This is a genomic window from Halobaculum sp. MBLA0147 (assembly GCF_041361345.1).
Lineage (GTDB): Archaea > Halobacteriota > Halobacteria > Halobacteriales > Haloferacaceae > JAHENP01.
Genome location: NZ_JBGKAD010000001.1, coordinates 1,388,241 through 1,404,954, shown reverse-complemented (window position 1 = coordinate 1,404,954; position 16,714 = coordinate 1,388,241). Strand labels below are relative to the sequence as shown.

Below are 16,714 nucleotides of genomic sequence, written 5' to 3'. Positions count from 1 at the left end.
CGGCGGCTCGGCACCGTTCTCGGCCGGCAGCAATTCCTGCCAGTTTATACCTCGCCGGCCGAACCGTGGGGTACGATGGTCGTCGGAGACATCTCCACGGGAACGGACGTGGCCGTGATCGGTGGCGGACCGGGCGGGTACGTCGCCGCGATCCGGGCGGCACAGCACGGACTCGACACGACGCTGATCGAGCGCGACGCGTACGGCGGCACCTGTCTGAACTACGGGTGTATCCCCTCGAAGGCGCTCATCCACGGCGCGAGTCTCGCCTGGGAGGTCGAACACGCCGAGGAGCTGGGGATCCACGCCGATCCGGCCGTCGACGTGGCCCAGATGCAGTCGTGGAAGAACGACGTCGTCGACCGACTCACCGGCGGCGTCGAGAAGCTGTGTAAGGCCAACGGCGTCAACCTCATGCAGGGGACGGCGAAGTTCGCCGGCGAGAACACGCTCCGCGTCGAACACGGTGGGGACGGGCAGGGCTCCGAGACCCTGGAGTTCGAACGCGCCATCGTCGCGACCGGGTCGCGACCGATCCAGGTCCCGGGGTTCGCGTTCGACGGCGAGCGCGTCCTCTCCTCGCGTGACGCACTCGCGCTCGACTCGCTCCCGGACCGGTTGGTCGTCGTCGGCGCGGGGTACATCGGCATGGAGCTGTCGACCACCTTCGCCAAACTCGGCGCCGACGTGACGGTCGTGGAGATGCTCGACGACGTGTTGCCGGCCTACGAGCCGGACGTGCGCCGGGTGATCCGCGAGCGCGCCGAGGCGATCGGCGTCGAGTTCTCCTTCGGCGAGGGGGCCTCGGAGTGGTACGAGCGCGGCGGTGGGATCGTCGTCGAGACGGAGACGGAGGACGGCGAGGTCGCCGAGTACGAGACGGACCAGGTGCTCGTCGCCGTCGGGCGCTCGCCCGTCACGGACACGCTCGACCTCGCGGAGGCCGGGCTGGAGCCGAACGAGGACGGGTTCGTAGAGACGGACGACCGCGCACGCACGGACCAGGAGCACATCTTCGCGGTCGGCGACGTGGCCGGCGAGCCGATGCTCGCACACAAGGCGAGCAAGGAGGGGATCGTCGCGGCGGAGGTCGCCGCCGGGGAGCCCGCGGCACTCGACTACCAGGCGATCCCCGCGGCGGTGTTCACCGACCCCGAGATCGGGACGGTCGGGATGACCGCCGAGGAGGCCGAGGAGGCCGGCTTCGATCCGGTCGTCGGGGAGATGCCGTTCAACGCCTCCGGGCGTGCGCTGACGGCCAACGAGACGGAGGGGTTCACGAAGGTCGTCGCGGACGCGGAGAGCGGCTTCGTGCTCGGCGGCACGGTTGTCGGGCCGGAGGCGTCCGAGCTGATCGCCGAGATCGCCCTCGCCGTCGAGATGGGGGCGACGCTGGAGGATCTGGGCTCGACGATCCACACCCACCCGACGTTGTCGGAGACGGTGATGGAGGCCGCCGAGAACGCCGAAGAGCAGGCAATCCACACGCTGAATCGGTGAGGCGACCACGCGGCGTCCGAGTCAGTACGGGTCGTGTGGACTGTCGAGCCGCGTGATCTCCGCCACCGCGTCGAAGTCGTCGTCGAACGAGTAGAGGAACTCGATGTCGTTCCGTTCCATCCACGCAGTGACGACCGCGTCGGTGAGCGAGAGGTGTTCGTACCGACGGAACCGACGCCGTCCGTCGGCGAGGTCTTCGCCCGTCGTGTGGGTGGTCTCGAACCCGTCGCTCGACCCCAGTGCGTCGAGGAGACGGAGTGCGGTGCGGTGAGACGTGTCGACGTGGAGGAGGTTCACCGCCTCCTCCAAGACGCTACTCACGACGACGCCGCGCGGGAGTGCGCCGTGGTCGAACGCCGACAGTAGTTCGGACGCCTCGTCGTGGTGTTGATCCCGACGGACGAGCCCACCGTAGAGCACGTTCGCGTCGACGGCGGCCCGTCTCACTGCTCGAACTCCGGTGTCCTGTCCGTGTCGATCACTGCGTCGACGCGGTCCCGATCCGGCCCCTCGACCGGGTCCACGTCGTCGAACGCCCCGTACGTCCCCTCGAGTACCTCCAGGGTCACCGTTCCGTCCTCGCCGACGGTCCACCGAACGTCGTCGCCCGGGGAGATGCCGGCCGCCTCGCGAACCGGCTCTGGAATCGACACCGACCCGCGGTCGTCGACCGTCGTCTTCGATCCGTCGAACTGTGACATACGACAGACTCGCTCGTAATCGTACTTGTAGGTTCGTCCGAAGTCGGCCGCGACGGTCGAGCCGACACTCCGTCGGGAGAGCGACGGGTCTGAGGGAGACGGATCGGTGGCTCGTCGAACGATCACACCGGTCCCGTGCGTCACCACTATCTCCCCGCCGACCCCACACACGGCTCGTGACAGACACACCGGACACGCGGGAGGCGGCGTTGGTCGACGCCTTCACGGACGAACCGCTCGCCGGCAACGCGGCCGGGGTGGTCCCGGACGCGACCGGCCTCTCGGAGACACAGATGCAGGCGGTGGCACGCGAACTGGCGGTCAGCGAGACGGCGTTTCTCACCCCCGCCGACGACGCCGACCGCCGCGTGCGCTACTTCACGCCCACGACGGAGGTCGACCTGTGTGGGCACGCCACCGTGGCGGCCCACGCGTACCTCCACGAGACGGAGCGTCTCGACCCCGGCACACACACGCTGGCGACGAACGTCGGCACGCTCTCCATCGAGGTGCACGAGGACGGCACGGTGTGGATGACACAGAACCCGCCGACGGTGTACGAGGTCGACGCCGACTACGACGTGATCGCGGCGGCACTCGGCTGCGAGACGGCCGCGTTGACGGGTGTCGGCGACGCCCTCCCGGTCGCGTACGCCTCCACGGGGCTACCGTTCCTCGTCGTCCCCGTCGACTTCCTCGACGCGCTCGGGGGACTCGACCCGGACTTCCCCGCCGTCGAACGACTCGCCGAGGCGCACGACGCCGCCGGGGTGTACGCGTTCACCTTCGACACGCTGTCGGCCGAGTCGACCCTCCACGGGCGGTGTCTCGTCCCCGGCGCGGGGGTCCCCGAGGACCCCGTCACCGGCACCGCCTCGGGCGCGTGCGGGGCGTACCTGGACCACTTCGGCGCGTTCCGCGAGAACGGGAGCGACCGCGCGCCCGGCGACCGCGCGGGCCTCGGCGAGTCCTCGACCGCCACGGACGTGTCGACGACGGTCGGCACCCCCGAGGAGATGGTGTTCGAACAGGGCCACTACCTCGACAGACCGGGTCGTGTCCACGTGCGCGCCAGCGGGAGCGACGCGCCGACCGTCGGCGGCACCGCCGTCACGAGTTTCGAGGGCCAGATCCGCGTCCCCGACGAGGCCGACGACGAGATCATCGAGGCCTGAGGCGGGCGGCCACCGACACGTGTTCGGGGCGTCGACGGCTGCGGACACGCCTCGACCGACGAATTCGGAGTCGAGTAATTTTTCGGCGCGTTGGCGGCTCTCCGGAGTGTTCGGAAGCTTCTTTGTCGCGTCCGGTGTGTGGTCCGACACGAGATGGCTGTACTCTGGCTGGACGAGATCGGCGCGACCGACCTGAAGACGGTCGGCGGGAAGGCGGCCTCGCTGGGCGAGTTGACGGGGGCCGACCTCCCGGTGCCGCCGGGGTTCGTCGTGACCGCGGGCACGTACCGCCGCTTCATCGAGGAGGCGGGCATCGACGAGGAACTGTTCGCGGCCGTCGACATCGACCACGAGGACAACGAGGCGCTCCAGACCGCCCACGAGCGGGCTCGGGAGTTGATCCTCGGGGAGCCGTTCCCGGAGTCCGTCCGCGAGGAGATCCTCTCGGCGTACCGCTCGCTGGGTGACGGCGCGTCGTTCGTCGCCGTCCGGTCGTCCGCGACCGCCGAGGACCTGCCGGACGCCTCCTTCGCGGGCCAACAGGAGACGTTCCTCAACGTCCGCGAGGAGACGTTGCTCGAACGTGTCAAGGAGTGTTGGGCCTCGCTGTTCTCCCAGCGGGCGATCTACTACCGCCAGCGACAGGGGTTCCCCCACGACGAGGTGGACATCGCCGTCGTCGTCCAGCGGATGGTCGACGCCGAGAAGTCCGGGGTCATGTTCACCAGCCACCCGTCGACGGGCGACCCGCGGATCATCCTCGAGGCGGCGTGGGGACTCGGGGAGGCGGTCGTCTCGGGCTCCGTCTCGCCGGACAACTACGAGGTGGACCGCGAGACGGCGACCGTCCAGCAGGTGACCGTCGCGGACAAGAAGACGATGATGGAGAAGGATCCGGAGACGGGGGAGACGGTCGAACGCGAGGTCGCCCCCGAGCGCCGCGAGGAACGCGTGTTGACCGACGCCGAAATCGAACGCCTGGTGGAGTTGGGCCGGACCGTCGAGGACCACTACGGTGAGCCCCAGGACGTGGAGTGGGCGGTGTACGACGGCGAGGTGTACATGCTCCAGTCGCGCCCGATCACGACGATCGACGACGGCGCGAGCGCGGCCGCCGATCCCGGCGAACGCGAACGCGACGCGGCCGACACGGCCGGCGGGGCGGGCGAGACCGCCGGAGCAGGTCCCGACGGCACGGACCCCGAGGCGACCCGTGCCAACGGTGCGGGCGCAGACGGCACCGCGAGCGCCGACGGCGGCACCGGCGAGACCGCCGCGGAGGGGGACGTCCTCGTCTCCGGGTTGGGTGCCTCTCCCGGCACCGTCGCGGGCGAGGTGCGGATCGTCACCAAACTCGACCAACTCGACAAGGTCGCGGAGGGTGACGTGATCGTGACGGAGATGACGATGCCGGACATGGTGCCCGCGATGAAACGCGCCGCCGGGATCGTCACCGACGAGGGCGGGATGACCTCCCACGCCGCCATCGTCTCCCGAGAGTTGGGTGTCCCGGCGGTCGTCGGGACGAGTTCGGCCACGCGGGAGTTGACGGACGGCGAGACGATCACCATCGACGGCGACAAGGGCACCGTCCGCGCCGGCAGCCCCGACGCCGACGAGGCGGACGACCACGAGCCGGTGGAGGCGGTCCGCCCGGACACACCGGTGAAGCCGATGACGGCGACGGAGGTGAAGGTGAACGTCTCGATCCCGGAGGCGGCGGAACGCGCCGCGGCGACCGGTGCCGACGGGGTCGGGCTGCTCCGGATCGAGCACATGGTGTTGTCGACCGGGAAGACGCCGGCACAGTACGTCGCCGACCACGGCGAGGACGCGTACGTCGAGGAGCTCGTCGAGGGGGTCCGCGGCGTCGCCGAGGAGTTCTACCCGCGGCCGGTGCGGGTGCGGACGCTGGACGCCCCGACCGACGAGTTCCGCGAGTTGGAGGGTGGCGACGACGAGCCCGTCGAACACAACCCGATGCTGGGGTGGCGGGGGATCCGGCGCTCGCTGGACAAGCCGGAACTGTTCGCACACGAGTTGGCCGCCTTCGCCGAGTTGTACGAGATGGGGTACGACAACGTGGAGTTGATGTTCCCGCTCGTCAACGACGCCGCCGACGTGACGGCGGCGAAACGCGAGATGCGTGCGGCGGGACTCGACCCGGACGCCATCTCGTGGGGTGTGATGATCGAGACGCCGGCCTCGGCGCTCCAGATCGAGGCGTTGGCCGAAGCCGGGATCGACTTCGCCTCCTTCGGGACGAACGACCTCACCCAGTACACGCTGGCGGTCGACCGGAACAACGGGAAGGTCGCCGACCGGTTCGACGAACTCCACCCGGCCGTCCTGGAGTTGATCGGGGACGTGATCGAGACCTGTCGCGAGCACGACGTGGCGACGAGCATCTGCGGGCAAGCCGGTTCGAAACCGGAGATGGTCGACTTCCTCGTCGACGAGGGTGTCACCTCCATCTCCGCGAACATCGACGCCGTCCGCGACGTGCAACACGAGGTCAAACGCACCGAACAGAAGCTGATCCTCGACTCCGTGCGGTAGTCACGGTCGGTCGTCGCGAGACCGTCCGTCTCGCGGCTCGACTGCGGGCTCGTCGTCAGCCGTCGTCCGAGACGTGACGAGCCACAGCGTCCACGTGATCGCGTGCGACCGGATGTGCATCCCCGTCTGGTCGACTCGGGTCCGTCCGGCGAGCCGCCTCCCGTTCGATCAGGTCGACGAGAGCCTCTGCCGTCGTCTCGGGGTCTGGGACCGGTTTCAGGAGAATACCGGACTCGCCGTCGAGACGTTCGACCTCGACCTCCGTCCCGGGCCCGATGTTCAGTGAGTCCCGGACGACTTCCGGGAGGACGATCCGTCCCTTCGGGTCGACAGTCGGCATACGTTCACCGACGGAACGGGGTCAAATACGCTTTCTGCCGAATGGACCGGCCGCTTCGGTCGAGGGGCGACACCACTCACGCTTCATTCCTCACACGGGGCCGGGGTAGTGATGATCGCTCGCTCTCGGTTGGAGGACTCCTCGACAAGGGGTTCCACACTACGGAGGCAGGTGTCTGTCGTAGACGTTTCGACGGTGACCGACAGCTTCGACACGGAGTGTGTCGGCGCTCCGATTCCAACTGAGGATCACTCTGTAGTCTCCGGCTCGCAACTTGTAGTAAGGATATCCGGAGAGCGGTTCGAGTCTGTGTTCGGTCCACTCGGTCGCCTCGTCCACCTTGTTCATGATTCGATCTGCGACTTGTGGGTCGAGTTGTGACAGGTGGTCGACGGCTTGTTCGGTGTATTCGACCTCAGTCATCCAGATCTAATCGATCCCGAACGTCGTCGGCCGACAGCGTCTCACCGCGGTTCGCCTGCTCTCTGCTCGCCGCCAAGTCGTCCAGTGTCTCGTCGGAGAGTGTCGCGGGAGGGCTCACCCAGTCACGCAGTGCGTCTCTGATCGCCTCGGACTTACTGGAGTACCCACGGCGCTCCCACTCCTCGTCGATCCGCTCCAAGAGCGGTTCTGGGACGCGAACGTTGATCTTCTGCATCTGTCCGTCTCCGGAGTCTGTGTCGGTGCTCACGTTCTGTGATACGACTGTATCACACAAAAGCGTTCGCTCCCTACGACCCTGACGTTCCGCCTCAGATCCCCTGGCCCATCAGGTGACTCCGCAACACGTCTGGGGTCTTGACGCCGGCGTCGGGGTTGACCACGACCACGTCGTCCGTGTCGCCGAGGGTCCCGTCGTCCGCCAGTGCCCACGCACCGGCGAGGGCGACGCCGCCCGCGCCGCCGACCTCCACGACCTCCGTCTGGGCGGCCGTCACGGCACTCTCCAGAGCGTCGTCGTCGGAGACGGTCACGGCGCCGCCCTCGAGCCGCGAGAGCGCGGCGAGGGCGTGGTCGCCGCCGACCGGATCGGGAATCTCCAACTCGCCGACGATCGTGTCGGGGCGGTCCCACGGCTCCGTCGTGTCCTCGCCAGCCGCGGCGGCGCTGGCGATCGGCGCACACCCGGCGGGCTGAACCGCGTACACCGCGGGGACGCTCGCGAGGAGGGCCGCCTCGGACAGCTCCGCGAGGGCGCGCTCGACGGCGACGAGCACCTCGCCGGTGCCGACGGGGACGACCACGGCGTCCGGCGTCGGGAGCGGGGCCGCGTCCGCGACCGCCTCTGGCGTCCGAGCGGGCAGTGCGTCCGTCGCGACGGCGTAGTCCGCACACAGTTCGTACCCGAGCGTCTTCGTCCCCGCGACGCGGTACGGCGTCTCGAAGGCGCTCAGCGAGTAGTAGTCGGCCGCGAGTTGGTCGTCGACCGCCGCGGCGGCGTCGTCGAACCGGCCGCCGACGACGCGCATCTCGCCGCCGTGGACGTTCACCATCGCCTTGTTCGAGAACGCCGTGCGCGAGGGGACGAACGCGTACGACCGCAGATCCGCGCGACCAGCGTACGCGGCGGCCGACTGGCCGGCGTTGCCCGCCGCCGCCAGCGCCAGCGGCTCCACGTCGGTCGTCGCCGCGGCGGTGACGGCCGTCGCCATCCCCCGGTCGTACACGGTCCCCGTCGGGTTGCGCCCCTCGTCTTTGAGGAACACGTCCCCGACCCCCGACTCCTCGGCGAGGCGGTCCGTCCGGAGCAGCGGCGTCCCCCCTTCGCTGGCCGACAGGCGGTCGGCACAAGCGAACGGCAACGGCGCGTCCGCGGGGTCGGCCAGTCCCGCGCGAACGCGTTCTGGGTCGTCGTCGTACCGCGCCGTCAGGAGGCCGTCACAGTCGGGACACCGGCCGTGCGTGTCCGGGTCGAACGTCGCGCCGCAGTCGGAACACCGGAACCCGCGGAACCCGTCTCGTGTGGTCGTCATACGAACGTGTCCGACCCGGATCGGCATAGGGGTTCTTCTCGCCGGACGTGTCGGCCCGCGTGCGGCCGACGCGATCAGCCCGACTGCCCCCGTGTCACCGCTGCGGACCCGAGACCGACGGCACGGTCGACTCCGTTCGACTCGAATCTCCGTGAGACGACCTTCCGCCGATTTTCGAGATCGGCAAACGGGGACAGATTTATATACCAGTTCGGTCCCTCGGACCGAGTACCGATGTCCCGTGCGCCCTCCGACACCGCGGCAGTGCACCGTGCCAGAGAACGCTACGCCGGCGAGACGGACGACGGGCCGACGCTCGACTCCCCGCCGGAGGAGGTCGTCGACCTCCTGACGGACGAGTACGCACGCGAGGTCCTGCGTGCGGTGACGGGCGAGGCAAAGCCCGCCTGCGAGCTGGTGGAGTCACTGGGCGTCTCGCGGCCGACCGTCTACCGGCGCCTGGACGACCTCGAGGAGGCCGGGCTCGTCGAGCCGACGATGTCGTTCGACCCCGACGGCCACCACCGACAGGTGTTCCAGGCCACCTTCGAGGAAGTCACCGTCACGCTGACCCCAGACGGGTTCGGCGTCGAACCCGGTGCCCCCGCGACGAACGCCGACTGATCGACCGGCTCTTCCCCGCGAGGTTCCCCAGCCTCGCTTGACGCGAGGTCTCCCAGCCTCGTTCAGACGGGTGTCACACGCCCGTGTGGTCCCCCAGCCACACGCCGTCCCTTCTCCGAGGCCACGTGCGACGGTGAGACGAGTCGCTCCCAGTCGACACGAGCGACCCCGCCGGCGTGTGGGTCGTCCGTCCCCCACCGGAATCTGTACGCCTTAGTCCCCGGGTGTCGAACGTCGGGGTATGAGCGAGGAAGTCGCCGTCGCCGGAGCCGGGTTGGCGGGGCTCGTCACCGCCGCACGGCTGGCGGAGGCGGGCGTCGACGTGCGGGTGTACGAGTCGCGCGACACGGTCGGCGGCCGCGTCCGGTCGCGCCACCGCGACGGGTTCGTCCTCGACCGCGGGTTCCAGGTGTTGTTCACCGCCTATCCCGCGGTCCAGCGCGAGTTGGACCTCGACGCTCTAGACCTCCGTTCGTTCTCCCCCGGCGCGGTGTTGTGTTCCACGAGCGAGGGGACACGCTCCGTGCTGTCGGACCCGCTGCGCGACCCCGGGGCGCTCGTCGAGTCGGCGTTCAACCGGCAGGTGTCGACCGCCGACAAACTCCGGACGCTGTTGTTGCGCCGGGACCTGACGAGTCGCCCGGAGTCGTCGTTCTTCGCGGGCGACGACCAGAGTATCCGCTCGTACCTCGACGACTGGGGGTTCGCCGAGGGGTACGTCGAGAACTTCGTCGCCCCGTTCTACGGCGGGATCACGCTCGACCGCTCGCTGGCGACCTCGAAGCACGTCTTCGAGTACACGTTCCGGACGCTCTCGCGGGGTCGGATCGCCGTCCCGGCCGACGGGATGGGTGCGATCGCAGAACAGTTGGCCGACCGCGTGCGTGCGGCCGGCGTCGAGATCGTCCGCAACGAGGCCTTGGCGGAGATCGAGACGGAGCGCGGTGGCGGTGCGGTTCGGGGCTCGGGACCGGTCGCCTTCCGCACGACGGAGGCGCGCCGCGAGGCGGAGGCGCTCGTCGTCGCCACGGACCCGAAGCGAGCACGGGAGGTGACCGGCGTCGAGTTGATCCCGACGACGGGGAAGCCGTCGACGACACAGTACTACGCGCTGCCGACGACGGAGCCGCTCGGCACCGGCGAGAAGATCCTGCTGCACACGGACGGGGAGTCGCCGAACGTCGTCGTTCCGCTGTCGGAGGTGGCGCCGGAGTACGCGCCCGACGACCGTGAGTTGTTGTGTGCGACGTTCCTCGGCGAGGACGCGTTGGACCGCGACGAGGCGGCGCTGGCCGCCGACACCCGTGACGCGCTGACGGCGTGGTACCCGGAACGGTCCTTCGACGGGCTGGAGCCGATCCACACGGACCGGCTCCCGTTCGCACAGTTCGCGCAACCACCGGGCGTGTTCGAGACGCTCCCGGCGCCGACGGACCCCAGTGGGTCGGTGTACCTCGCGGGCGACTACACGGAGTGGTCGTCGATCCAGGGGGCGATGGACAGTGGCGCACGCGCCGCGAGTGCCGTCCGCTCGGCAGAGCCGGTGGGCGAGTAGTCGGTCGGCCGAACCGGTTGACGAGTAGTCGACGGCGCTGCCCGGGTCGGAGTGTGTTCTCGTGGGTGTCCAGTCCGGGTGTCGACACACTCAGACGAGACCGACCAGCGTCGGGAGCCACCGGAGTCCGAGCAACACGGCCATGCCGACGACGATCGTCGCCAGCACGTCCTCCGTCCGCCAGGCGACGACGACCGCGGCGGCACCGGCGAGCAGGCGGTCGTTGCCGACGACCGCGACGGTCCCGTCGGGGGCGAGCAGCGCCGGTGCGACGAGTGCCGCGAGGACGGCCGCCGGGACGAGTTCGAGCGCTCGTTCCGCACGCGGTGAGAGGTCGATCCGCTCGTAGAGGTAGAGGAACGACGCCCGGAGACAGAACGTCCCCACGCCGACGGCGACGATGGCGAGCCACGCCGTCACGGCGATCCCTCCGTGTCGGCTCCGGTGTCACTCGCACCGGCGTGCTCCGAGCCGTCGCTGCCGTGTCCCGAGTCGTCGGCCTCGTCGTCGTGTTCCGAGCCGTCGTCGTCACCGCCGCCGTCGAACCCACCGCCGGCCACGCCGTCGACGACCAGCCCGGCGGCGATCCCGGCGGAGGCCCCGAGGAGGAGTCCGAGGTTGAACGGGAGTGTGACGCCGAGCGTGGCGACCGCACCGCCGACGACCGCGGCGACGGTCGAGGGGGTGTCGACGATCGCGGGCGTGAGCACGGCCAGGAACACCAGTGGCACCGCGAACTGCAGGGGGAGTGCCGGCGGGAGGCGCGCGCCGACGACCGCACCGACGGCGGTGGCGGCGACGAAGACGATCCACAGCGGCGCCGCCGTCCCGAGGTAGAACCAGAGCGAGGTGTCGTGCTCGCGGAACCGCGCGATCGACAGCGCGTACGCCTGATCCGTGAGCAGGTACGCGACGAGCGCCTTCCGACCGCGAGAGAGCCGCTCGAAGTACGGCGCGATCGAGGCCGAGTACATCACCAGCCGGGCGTTGATCACCAAGGCGGTGCCGACGACCACCGGGAGCGACGCGTCGGCACCCAACAGGTCGATGGCGGCGAGCTGGGAGGCACCGGCGAAGACGACCGTCGACAGCCCCAGCGCCTGTGCGACGGAGAGGTCAGCCGACACCGCCGCCGCGCCCGCGACCAACCCGAACGGCCCCGCCGCCGCCAACACCGGGGCGACGACGCGGACACCGGCCAGGAACTCGCGACGACGTGACACGTGCTGTCTCTCGGTCACCCGCGTGGTAGCACTGTCGGTCGCGCTCGCGCTCGGACGCCACCGTCGGCACCACCGGACGTGTCGCTCGACGCGTGTCGCCCGACACGTGTCGCCGAGAGCGACTCCGCTGTCGTTTCTGATACTCGCCCCCACAGGCATTTCAACTACCCACCCTACGTCGGTCGTACGGATGGCACGGGGGAGTGGTGTCGTCGTCGGTCTGTTCGACGCCGTGTTCCGACCAGCACGGCTCGTCGCCACACAGACACGCCAGGGCCGCACCTCGCTGCGCGGCCAACTCGGCCAGTTGTCGACGCTGACCGTCGTGTACCTCGCGAACGTCGTCTTGTACGCCGCGCCGTTGACACTCGCCGGCGTCGGGGTGCGGGGTGCGGGGTCGCCGCCGCCGATCCTCGACCGACTCCCGGTCGCGGACCCGGTGACCGTGTGGGAGTTCCTCGTCGGACTGACGGTGAACTCCCTCACGCTGTTGGCGGGGACCGTGTTGACACTGCTGGCGGTCCACGTGGCGCTGGTGGTGACACTCCAGTCGCGTGGGTTCCTCCGGACGGCCTACAGCGTGGTGTACTCGACGAGTGTCTACCTCGCCGGGATGTACACGGTCGTCGTCTTCCTGTCCCAGGCGGGGACACCGGTGGCCGCGGAGATCGTCCTCGACGTTCAGCGCGCGCTGTTCGCGACGGTGTTGGACGCGATGGGGTCGTCGCTGGCACCGCCCGGCGGTCGGCCGGACGGGTTCCAGTTCGCGGGGCTGTCGACGGCCGGCGCGTACGCGCTGTCGGCGCTGGTGTTGTTGGCGTGTTACTACCTCTACTCGCTGTACCTCGGCACGCGGATCAACCACCGCGCGAACAGACTGACCAGCCTCCTCGTCGTGGCCGGCGTCGCCGCCTCCCCGGTTGTGTACGTCGTCGCGACGGTGTTGGCACAGAACCTCCCCTTCGTTCCCAAACTATGAGCGAGACAGACACGACACAGACGGACGCACAGGCGTCGACGGACGGTACGGCGGGCGACGGCGCGTCGACAGGCGACACGGCGGGAGACGGCGCGTCGACCGACCGGACGGCGGCCGACGAGACGGCGACCGGGACGGGCACCGCCGGCAGCGACCGGTACCCGGTGACGGTCAAGCCGACGATTGCTCCGACACTGATCTACCTCGGGCTCGTGATCGTCCTCGGTGGGGCGGCGACGGCGTACGTCGTCACGAACCCCGACTTGGTGGGTGGCTCCAACCAAGCGAACGTCGTCGGGAACGTGTTGCTCGCAGTCACCGTGATCGGGATGCTCCGGTACCTGCTGCGGGTGTACGTGCTCCGCCGGACGGAGTACGTCGTCGACGAGCGCTCGCTGGTCCGGCGGTACGAGCTCCTCTTGCGGACGTGGCGTCGCGAGGTTCCCCTGACGATGGTCCGCAGCCACCAACTCCGCCAGGGACGGATCGAGAAGCTGCTCGGCTACGGCACCATCTCCGTCAACAACGGCCTCGGTGACCTCTCGTTCGTCAACGTCCCGGACCCGCAGGACGTCAACGAGATGGTCGCCGAACAGGTGAGTCAGGCCGCCGGACGCGGGCACGGGTCGAGTTCCTGACCGAGTCAGGTCACGACGAGTTCTCGGTCCGTCTCGGCTCACCTCGTCTGGTCTCTTCCCTTCGACGACGAGCGTGCGGTGTGACGCGACGTGTCAGCGGATTCCATCTACTCTGAAGTACTTCAGTGCCGCCCGTCGCGCCTCGACGATCAGCGTCCCGTCGAACGTCGGCGGCTCCCCGATAGGACGCTCCTCCCGGTCGGCTTGGAGCGTCGGTGACGACTCCGCCCCGCGGATCTGCGAGAGGTACGTGGTCGTTCCGGGTTCGATCGCACGGTCGATCTTCACGTCGTAGCTGAACTCGTCGACGGTACTGTACACGGAGACGACCGTCCCCGGTTCGAGTCGGTTCCCCTCCTCGATCGTCAGCGTCACGAACCGGTCGTCGTCCGTCGAGTCGACCGCCACCCTCGGCCGTCGGTCCAGCGCCGTCTGGACCCAGCTCGGTTCCGACACGGTCGTCGATCCGAGTCCTGAGACGGCGAACCGACTCGTGTAGCGTTGTGTCTCGCCGCGAGCGTCGAGTTCGTAGTTCGCGACGAGCGACCGGACGAAGCCACGCTGGTCGATCCGCATCGTCCCCGACAGCGACCGGATCGTCCCCGAGCCGTACCCCTTCCCCGGAGCGACGTTCGGCTCGCTCACGGTGTCGGTCGTCACCTCCCAGACGGCCGGACGGGAGTCGTTCGCTCTGGTGGGTTCGCTCCACGATCCGGCGCGGATCAGCGGTTCCACCTCGCTCGCCCACGCCGCCTCGGAGAGCTTCGGTTCGGTGTCGTCCCGGCCGTACGTGTAGCCGCTGCCGACCGGTTCGCGCCACACCGTCCCCGTGTCGAGGCTCCGGTACACGTCCACCGGGCCACCCTCCGCACGGACCTGTGCTCGCCCGACCGCACTCGTCGAACCCACCCGGTAGCGTCGTTGCCACTTGAGCGAGGAGTCCTCGCGGCGGAGTTTCGACCACTCCGCCTCGAAGCTCGCCGCGTTCAGCGTCGACTGGTGGACGGAGTAGAGGAACGGTCTGACCCCGTTCTCGGTGAGCCCCGACGGCATCGGTGGCTCCGCCGGTGTCGGTGAGTCGGTCGGACTCTCCGTCGGTGACGCCGTCGGCGAGGGTGTCGTCGTGTCCGTCGCCCCTCGTGTCCGTGTTCGGGTGGCCGTCTCGTCGCCGCCCCCGGTCAGTCTGAGACACCCACCCGCGAACGTCGCCCCGAGTGTCGCCAGCACGCTGCGTCGTCTCACAAGCGTGCCACCGTTCGATTCGTGTTCAACGTTTCGACACTTCTGGACGAGCGTCACCTGTGGAGGCAGTCGACGGTTCGCTCCACTCACCGTCTCTCGTCTCGCGGCTTCGCCGGTGCCGGACGGTCGCGCTGTCCGGCACACAGCGAGACCACCGGTCTCGCCACACTCGACGAACGAGGCGCTCACGGTGTTCGCGCCTCGCACCACACGGGCTGGGAGGGATTCGAACCACGCCCAGACGTGCTCACTCCGTTGTGCGCGTCTGGTCTAGTTCGAATCTCTCCGTCCGGTTCACTCGACGGTTCACTCGCGGGGTCTCGCTCCGCTCGACCCACGCATCGCTCACCGTCTCTTGTCTCGCGGCTTCGCCGCTCGACAGACGAGGCGCTCACGGTGTTCGCACCTCGCAACACGGGCTGGGAGGGATTCGAACCCCCGACCGTCCGGTTAAAAGCCGGACGCTCTCCCTAACTGAGCTACCAGCCCACACGCACCCGTTCGCCACGGTCGTGTTTAAGTGTTTACTCACCGTCTCGGCCACGGTCGCGACGCTGGTCCGTGTAGTAGGCCGCCAACGCCTCCCCGACGACCTCGCCCGGCGACCGGTCTTCCAACGACGCCGTCACGCGCAGCCGTCTGTACGTCTCGAACGGGAGATCCAACGTCACCCGCCCCGGCGTGACGCCGTGGTCTGCCAGCGCCGCCTCCGGGTCGCGCCCGTCGTTGATCGCCGAGGCGAGCCGCCGCACCTCCCGCACGGTCAGGTCGGCGTCGACGACGGCCCACGCGAGCGCGAACCGGGCGTCCCCGTCGACACGTGCGACGTGTTTCGCCGCCGTCGGCGGGATGTTCCCCCGCGCCACGTGTCGTCGGACGGACTCCGGGAGGTCGTGGACGCGTGCCCACTTGCGGACGAACGACACCGTCACGCTGTCGCCGGCCCGCTCCGCGGCCGCCTTGTACGACCCTTCGCCGCGCACGAGTGCCGCGCTGGCTGCCGCACCACGCAACAAGACGACGTTGTCCGCCGCGCCGACGGTCTGTGTCGCGAAGCGTCTGACCGTCTCGGCGGCCGTCGCCAGACTCGCCTCGTCGTCTGGGTCGAACCCGATCGCGTCCGCAGCCGCCGATCCCGTCACGTCCGGATCGCCGCGGACGACCGGGTCGCCGACCGCCGCCGCCCTGTCCGGTGGTTCGTCGACACTCGCGTCGCCCAGTGAGCCGTCGGGTTCGGTCACGCGTTTCACTACGGCCGCAGCGAGAAAAGCGTCTCGGTGGTGGCAGTCGCACACGCCAGACCGCGACCGACGGGTCTAACGGCACCCGCTCCGAGTACCCGAGTGTGCTCAGGTACGTCACGACGAACGAGGGGAAACTCCGCGAGGCGCGCGCGTACCTCGACGACGAGGTGACGCAGTTCGACTTCGACTACCCCGAGGTCCAGGCCGACGACGTGGCGACGGTCGCCGCCCACGGCGCCCGCACGGCGTACCGGCGAGTCGGCGAGCCCGTCCTCGTCGACGACGCCGGGCTGTTCGTCGAGGGGTTCGACGGGTTCCCGGGTCCGTACTCCGCGTTCGTCGAGGACACACTCGGCGTCGAGACGGTGTATCGCCTCGCTGACGCCGAGCTCGAGGACACGAGCGCATCGTTCCGGTGTGTGCTCGCGTACTGTGACGGGGAGCCGTTCGACGCGACCCCGGACCCGGTGGATCGCGAGGACCGCGTCGTCGCGGCCGCGACGGGCGCCGACGGAGCCGAGACGGACGCGGGCGACGGCGGCGACGCGCTCGACGACGATCCGATCCCGGTGAAGCTGTTCGAGGGGGTCGTCCGCGGCGAACTGGTGGCCCCACGCGGCGACGGCGGGTTCGGCTACGACCCGATCTTCGAGTACGACGGAACCACGATGGCGGAGATGGACGCGACGGAGAAGAACGCCGTCTCGCACCGCGGCCGCGCGCTGGAGAAGTTCGCCGAGTGGGTCCAACAGCGGTAGCCGACCCGGAGCCTTATCGGTGATACCGGGACCAGACGCCGTGTGTCCTGACGAGCCGCACGGCGCCGGCCGAGCGGGTGCGCGACACACCGGCGTCGCAGACGGTCGCGGTCGTGTCGCCTGTTCGCTCTCTACTCGCCAGCGCTCCGTGTCGGTTCCCCGTTCACAGACTCGTCGCAGTGGTGTCTCCCGCGCTCCACCGG

17 protein-coding genes, 1 tRNA gene and 1 pseudogene are annotated in these 16,714 nt (G+C 69.5%); 8 read left to right on the top strand and 11 right to left on the bottom strand.

Translation table 11 applies throughout. The features are described from left to right. Nucleotides 1-75: 75 nt before the first annotated feature. Nucleotides 76-1,500 (top strand): dihydrolipoyl dehydrogenase, encoded by a 1,425-nt coding sequence (gene lpdA / locus RYH80_RS06725; RefSeq protein ID WP_370903081.1) that lies wholly within the window; start codon nt 76-78, stop codon nt 1,498-1,500. 21 nt (nt 1,501-1,521) lie between these two features. Here lpdA and RYH80_RS06720 read toward each other — a convergent pair whose 3' ends face one another. Together RYH80_RS06720 and RYH80_RS06715 are read right to left on the bottom strand one after the other, a co-directional pair. Beyond that, complete coding sequence (locus RYH80_RS06720) at nt 1,522-1,947, bottom strand: type II toxin-antitoxin system VapC family toxin (RefSeq protein ID WP_370903080.1); 426 nt, start codon at nt 1,945-1,947, stop codon at nt 1,522-1,524. Next, nucleotides 1,944-2,201 (bottom strand): AbrB/MazE/SpoVT family DNA-binding domain-containing protein, encoded by a 258-nt coding sequence (locus RYH80_RS06715; protein WP_370903079.1) that lies wholly within the window; start codon nt 2,199-2,201, stop codon nt 1,944-1,946. Before RYH80_RS06715 ends, RYH80_RS06720 begins: the two co-directional genes overlap by 4 nt. A gap of 176 nt (nt 2,202-2,377) precedes the next feature. Here RYH80_RS06715 and RYH80_RS06710 point away from each other — a divergent pair, with 176 nt between their 5' ends. Both RYH80_RS06710 and ppsA read left to right on the top strand, forming a co-directional pair. Further along, the gene (locus tag RYH80_RS06710; protein WP_370903078.1) at nt 2,378-3,376 is read left to right on the top strand and encodes a PhzF family phenazine biosynthesis protein; all 999 of its coding nucleotides are present in this window, start codon (nt 2,378-2,380) and stop codon (nt 3,374-3,376) included. Between the two features lie 153 nt (nt 3,377-3,529). After that, nucleotides 3,530-5,935 carry a phosphoenolpyruvate synthase gene (ppsA, locus tag RYH80_RS06705; protein ID WP_370903077.1) on the top strand — a complete coding sequence of 802 codons (2,406 nt, stop codon included), beginning with the start codon at nt 3,530-3,532 and terminating at the stop codon, nt 5,933-5,935. A 55-nt stretch (nt 5,936-5,990) separates the two neighbouring features. Here the strand turns inward: ppsA and RYH80_RS06700 are convergent, their stop codons facing one another. The 4 genes from RYH80_RS06700 to RYH80_RS06685 all read right to left on the bottom strand — a co-directional run bounded on the left by RYH80_RS06700 (nt 5,991) and on the right by RYH80_RS06685 (nt 8,248). Next, nucleotides 5,991-6,275 (bottom strand): AbrB/MazE/SpoVT family DNA-binding domain-containing protein, encoded by a 285-nt coding sequence (locus RYH80_RS06700; RefSeq protein WP_370903076.1) that lies wholly within the window; start codon nt 6,273-6,275, stop codon nt 5,991-5,993. A gap of 159 nt (nt 6,276-6,434) precedes the next feature. After that, on the bottom strand, nt 6,435-6,698 hold the full coding sequence (locus RYH80_RS06695; protein ID WP_370903075.1) for a type II toxin-antitoxin system RelE family toxin: 264 nt from the start codon (nt 6,696-6,698) through the stop codon (nt 6,435-6,437). Beyond that, nucleotides 6,691-6,966, bottom strand: a complete 276-nt coding sequence (locus RYH80_RS06690) for a ribbon-helix-helix domain-containing protein (protein ID WP_370903074.1) — start codon at nt 6,964-6,966, stop codon at nt 6,691-6,693. The genes RYH80_RS06695 and RYH80_RS06690 overlap by 8 nt, the downstream gene beginning before the upstream one ends. A 61-nt stretch (nt 6,967-7,027) precedes the next feature. Continuing rightward, nucleotides 7,028-8,248 carry a pyridoxal-phosphate dependent enzyme gene (locus RYH80_RS06685; RefSeq protein ID WP_370903073.1) on the bottom strand — a complete coding sequence of 407 codons (1,221 nt, stop codon included), beginning with the start codon at nt 8,246-8,248 and terminating at the stop codon, nt 7,028-7,030. A gap of 234 nt (nt 8,249-8,482) precedes the next feature. Between RYH80_RS06685 and RYH80_RS06680 the strand changes: the two genes are divergently transcribed. Together RYH80_RS06680 and RYH80_RS06675 are read left to right on the top strand one after the other, a co-directional pair. Beyond that, nucleotides 8,483-8,872: an ArsR/SmtB family transcription factor gene (locus tag RYH80_RS06680; protein WP_370903072.1), complete on the top strand. Its 390-nt coding sequence runs from the start codon at nt 8,483-8,485 to the stop codon at nt 8,870-8,872. A gap of 241 nt (nt 8,873-9,113) precedes the next feature. After that, a complete protein-coding gene (locus RYH80_RS06675) occupies nt 9,114-10,427 on the top strand; it encodes an NAD(P)/FAD-dependent oxidoreductase (protein WP_370903070.1) in 1,314 nt (437 codons plus the stop codon). A 90-nt stretch (nt 10,428-10,517) separates the two neighbouring features. On the opposite strand, the gene RYH80_RS06670 is transcribed toward RYH80_RS06675, so the two are convergent. Both RYH80_RS06670 and RYH80_RS06665 read right to left on the bottom strand, forming a co-directional pair. Further along, nucleotides 10,518-10,853 carry an AzlD domain-containing protein gene (locus RYH80_RS06670; protein WP_370904672.1) on the bottom strand — a complete coding sequence of 112 codons (336 nt, stop codon included), beginning with the start codon at nt 10,851-10,853 and terminating at the stop codon, nt 10,518-10,520. Nucleotides 10,854-10,981: 128 nt separating this feature from the next. Next, nucleotides 10,982-11,650, bottom strand: a pseudogene (locus RYH80_RS06665) (AzlC family ABC transporter permease); the annotation flags it as partial. A gap of 190 nt (nt 11,651-11,840) precedes the next feature. Here RYH80_RS06665 and RYH80_RS06660 point away from each other — a divergent pair. Together RYH80_RS06660 and RYH80_RS06655 are read left to right on the top strand one after the other, a co-directional pair. Next, nucleotides 11,841-12,629 carry a hypothetical protein gene (locus RYH80_RS06660; RefSeq protein WP_370903068.1) on the top strand — a complete coding sequence of 263 codons (789 nt, stop codon included), beginning with the start codon at nt 11,841-11,843 and terminating at the stop codon, nt 12,627-12,629. After that, nucleotides 12,626-13,267, top strand: coding sequence for a PH domain-containing protein (locus RYH80_RS06655; protein WP_370903067.1), 642 nt, complete (start codon nt 12,626-12,628; stop codon nt 13,265-13,267). The genes RYH80_RS06660 and RYH80_RS06655 overlap by 4 nt, the downstream gene beginning before the upstream one ends. 93 nt (nt 13,268-13,360) lie before the next feature. Here RYH80_RS06655 and RYH80_RS06650 read toward each other — a convergent pair whose 3' ends face one another. From RYH80_RS06650 to RYH80_RS06640, 3 genes are all read right to left on the bottom strand, one after another. Beyond that, the gene (locus tag RYH80_RS06650; RefSeq protein ID WP_370903066.1) at nt 13,361-14,509 is read right to left on the bottom strand and encodes a hypothetical protein; all 1,149 of its coding nucleotides are present in this window, start codon (nt 14,507-14,509) and stop codon (nt 13,361-13,363) included. Nucleotides 14,510-14,924: 415 nt separating this feature from the next. Further along, nucleotides 14,925-14,998: transfer RNA gene (locus tag RYH80_RS06645), tRNA-Lys, on the bottom strand. 35 nt (nt 14,999-15,033) lie between these two features. Next, nucleotides 15,034-15,750: a DUF7119 family protein gene (locus tag RYH80_RS06640; protein ID WP_370903064.1), complete on the bottom strand. Its 717-nt coding sequence runs from the start codon at nt 15,748-15,750 to the stop codon at nt 15,034-15,036. A gap of 104 nt (nt 15,751-15,854) precedes the next feature. Here RYH80_RS06640 and RYH80_RS06635 point away from each other — a divergent pair, with 104 nt between their 5' ends. Beyond that, complete coding sequence (locus RYH80_RS06635; RefSeq protein ID WP_370903063.1) at nt 15,855-16,511, top strand: non-canonical purine NTP pyrophosphatase; 657 nt, start codon at nt 15,855-15,857, stop codon at nt 16,509-16,511. The last annotated feature ends 203 nt before the right edge of the window (nt 16,512-16,714 follow it).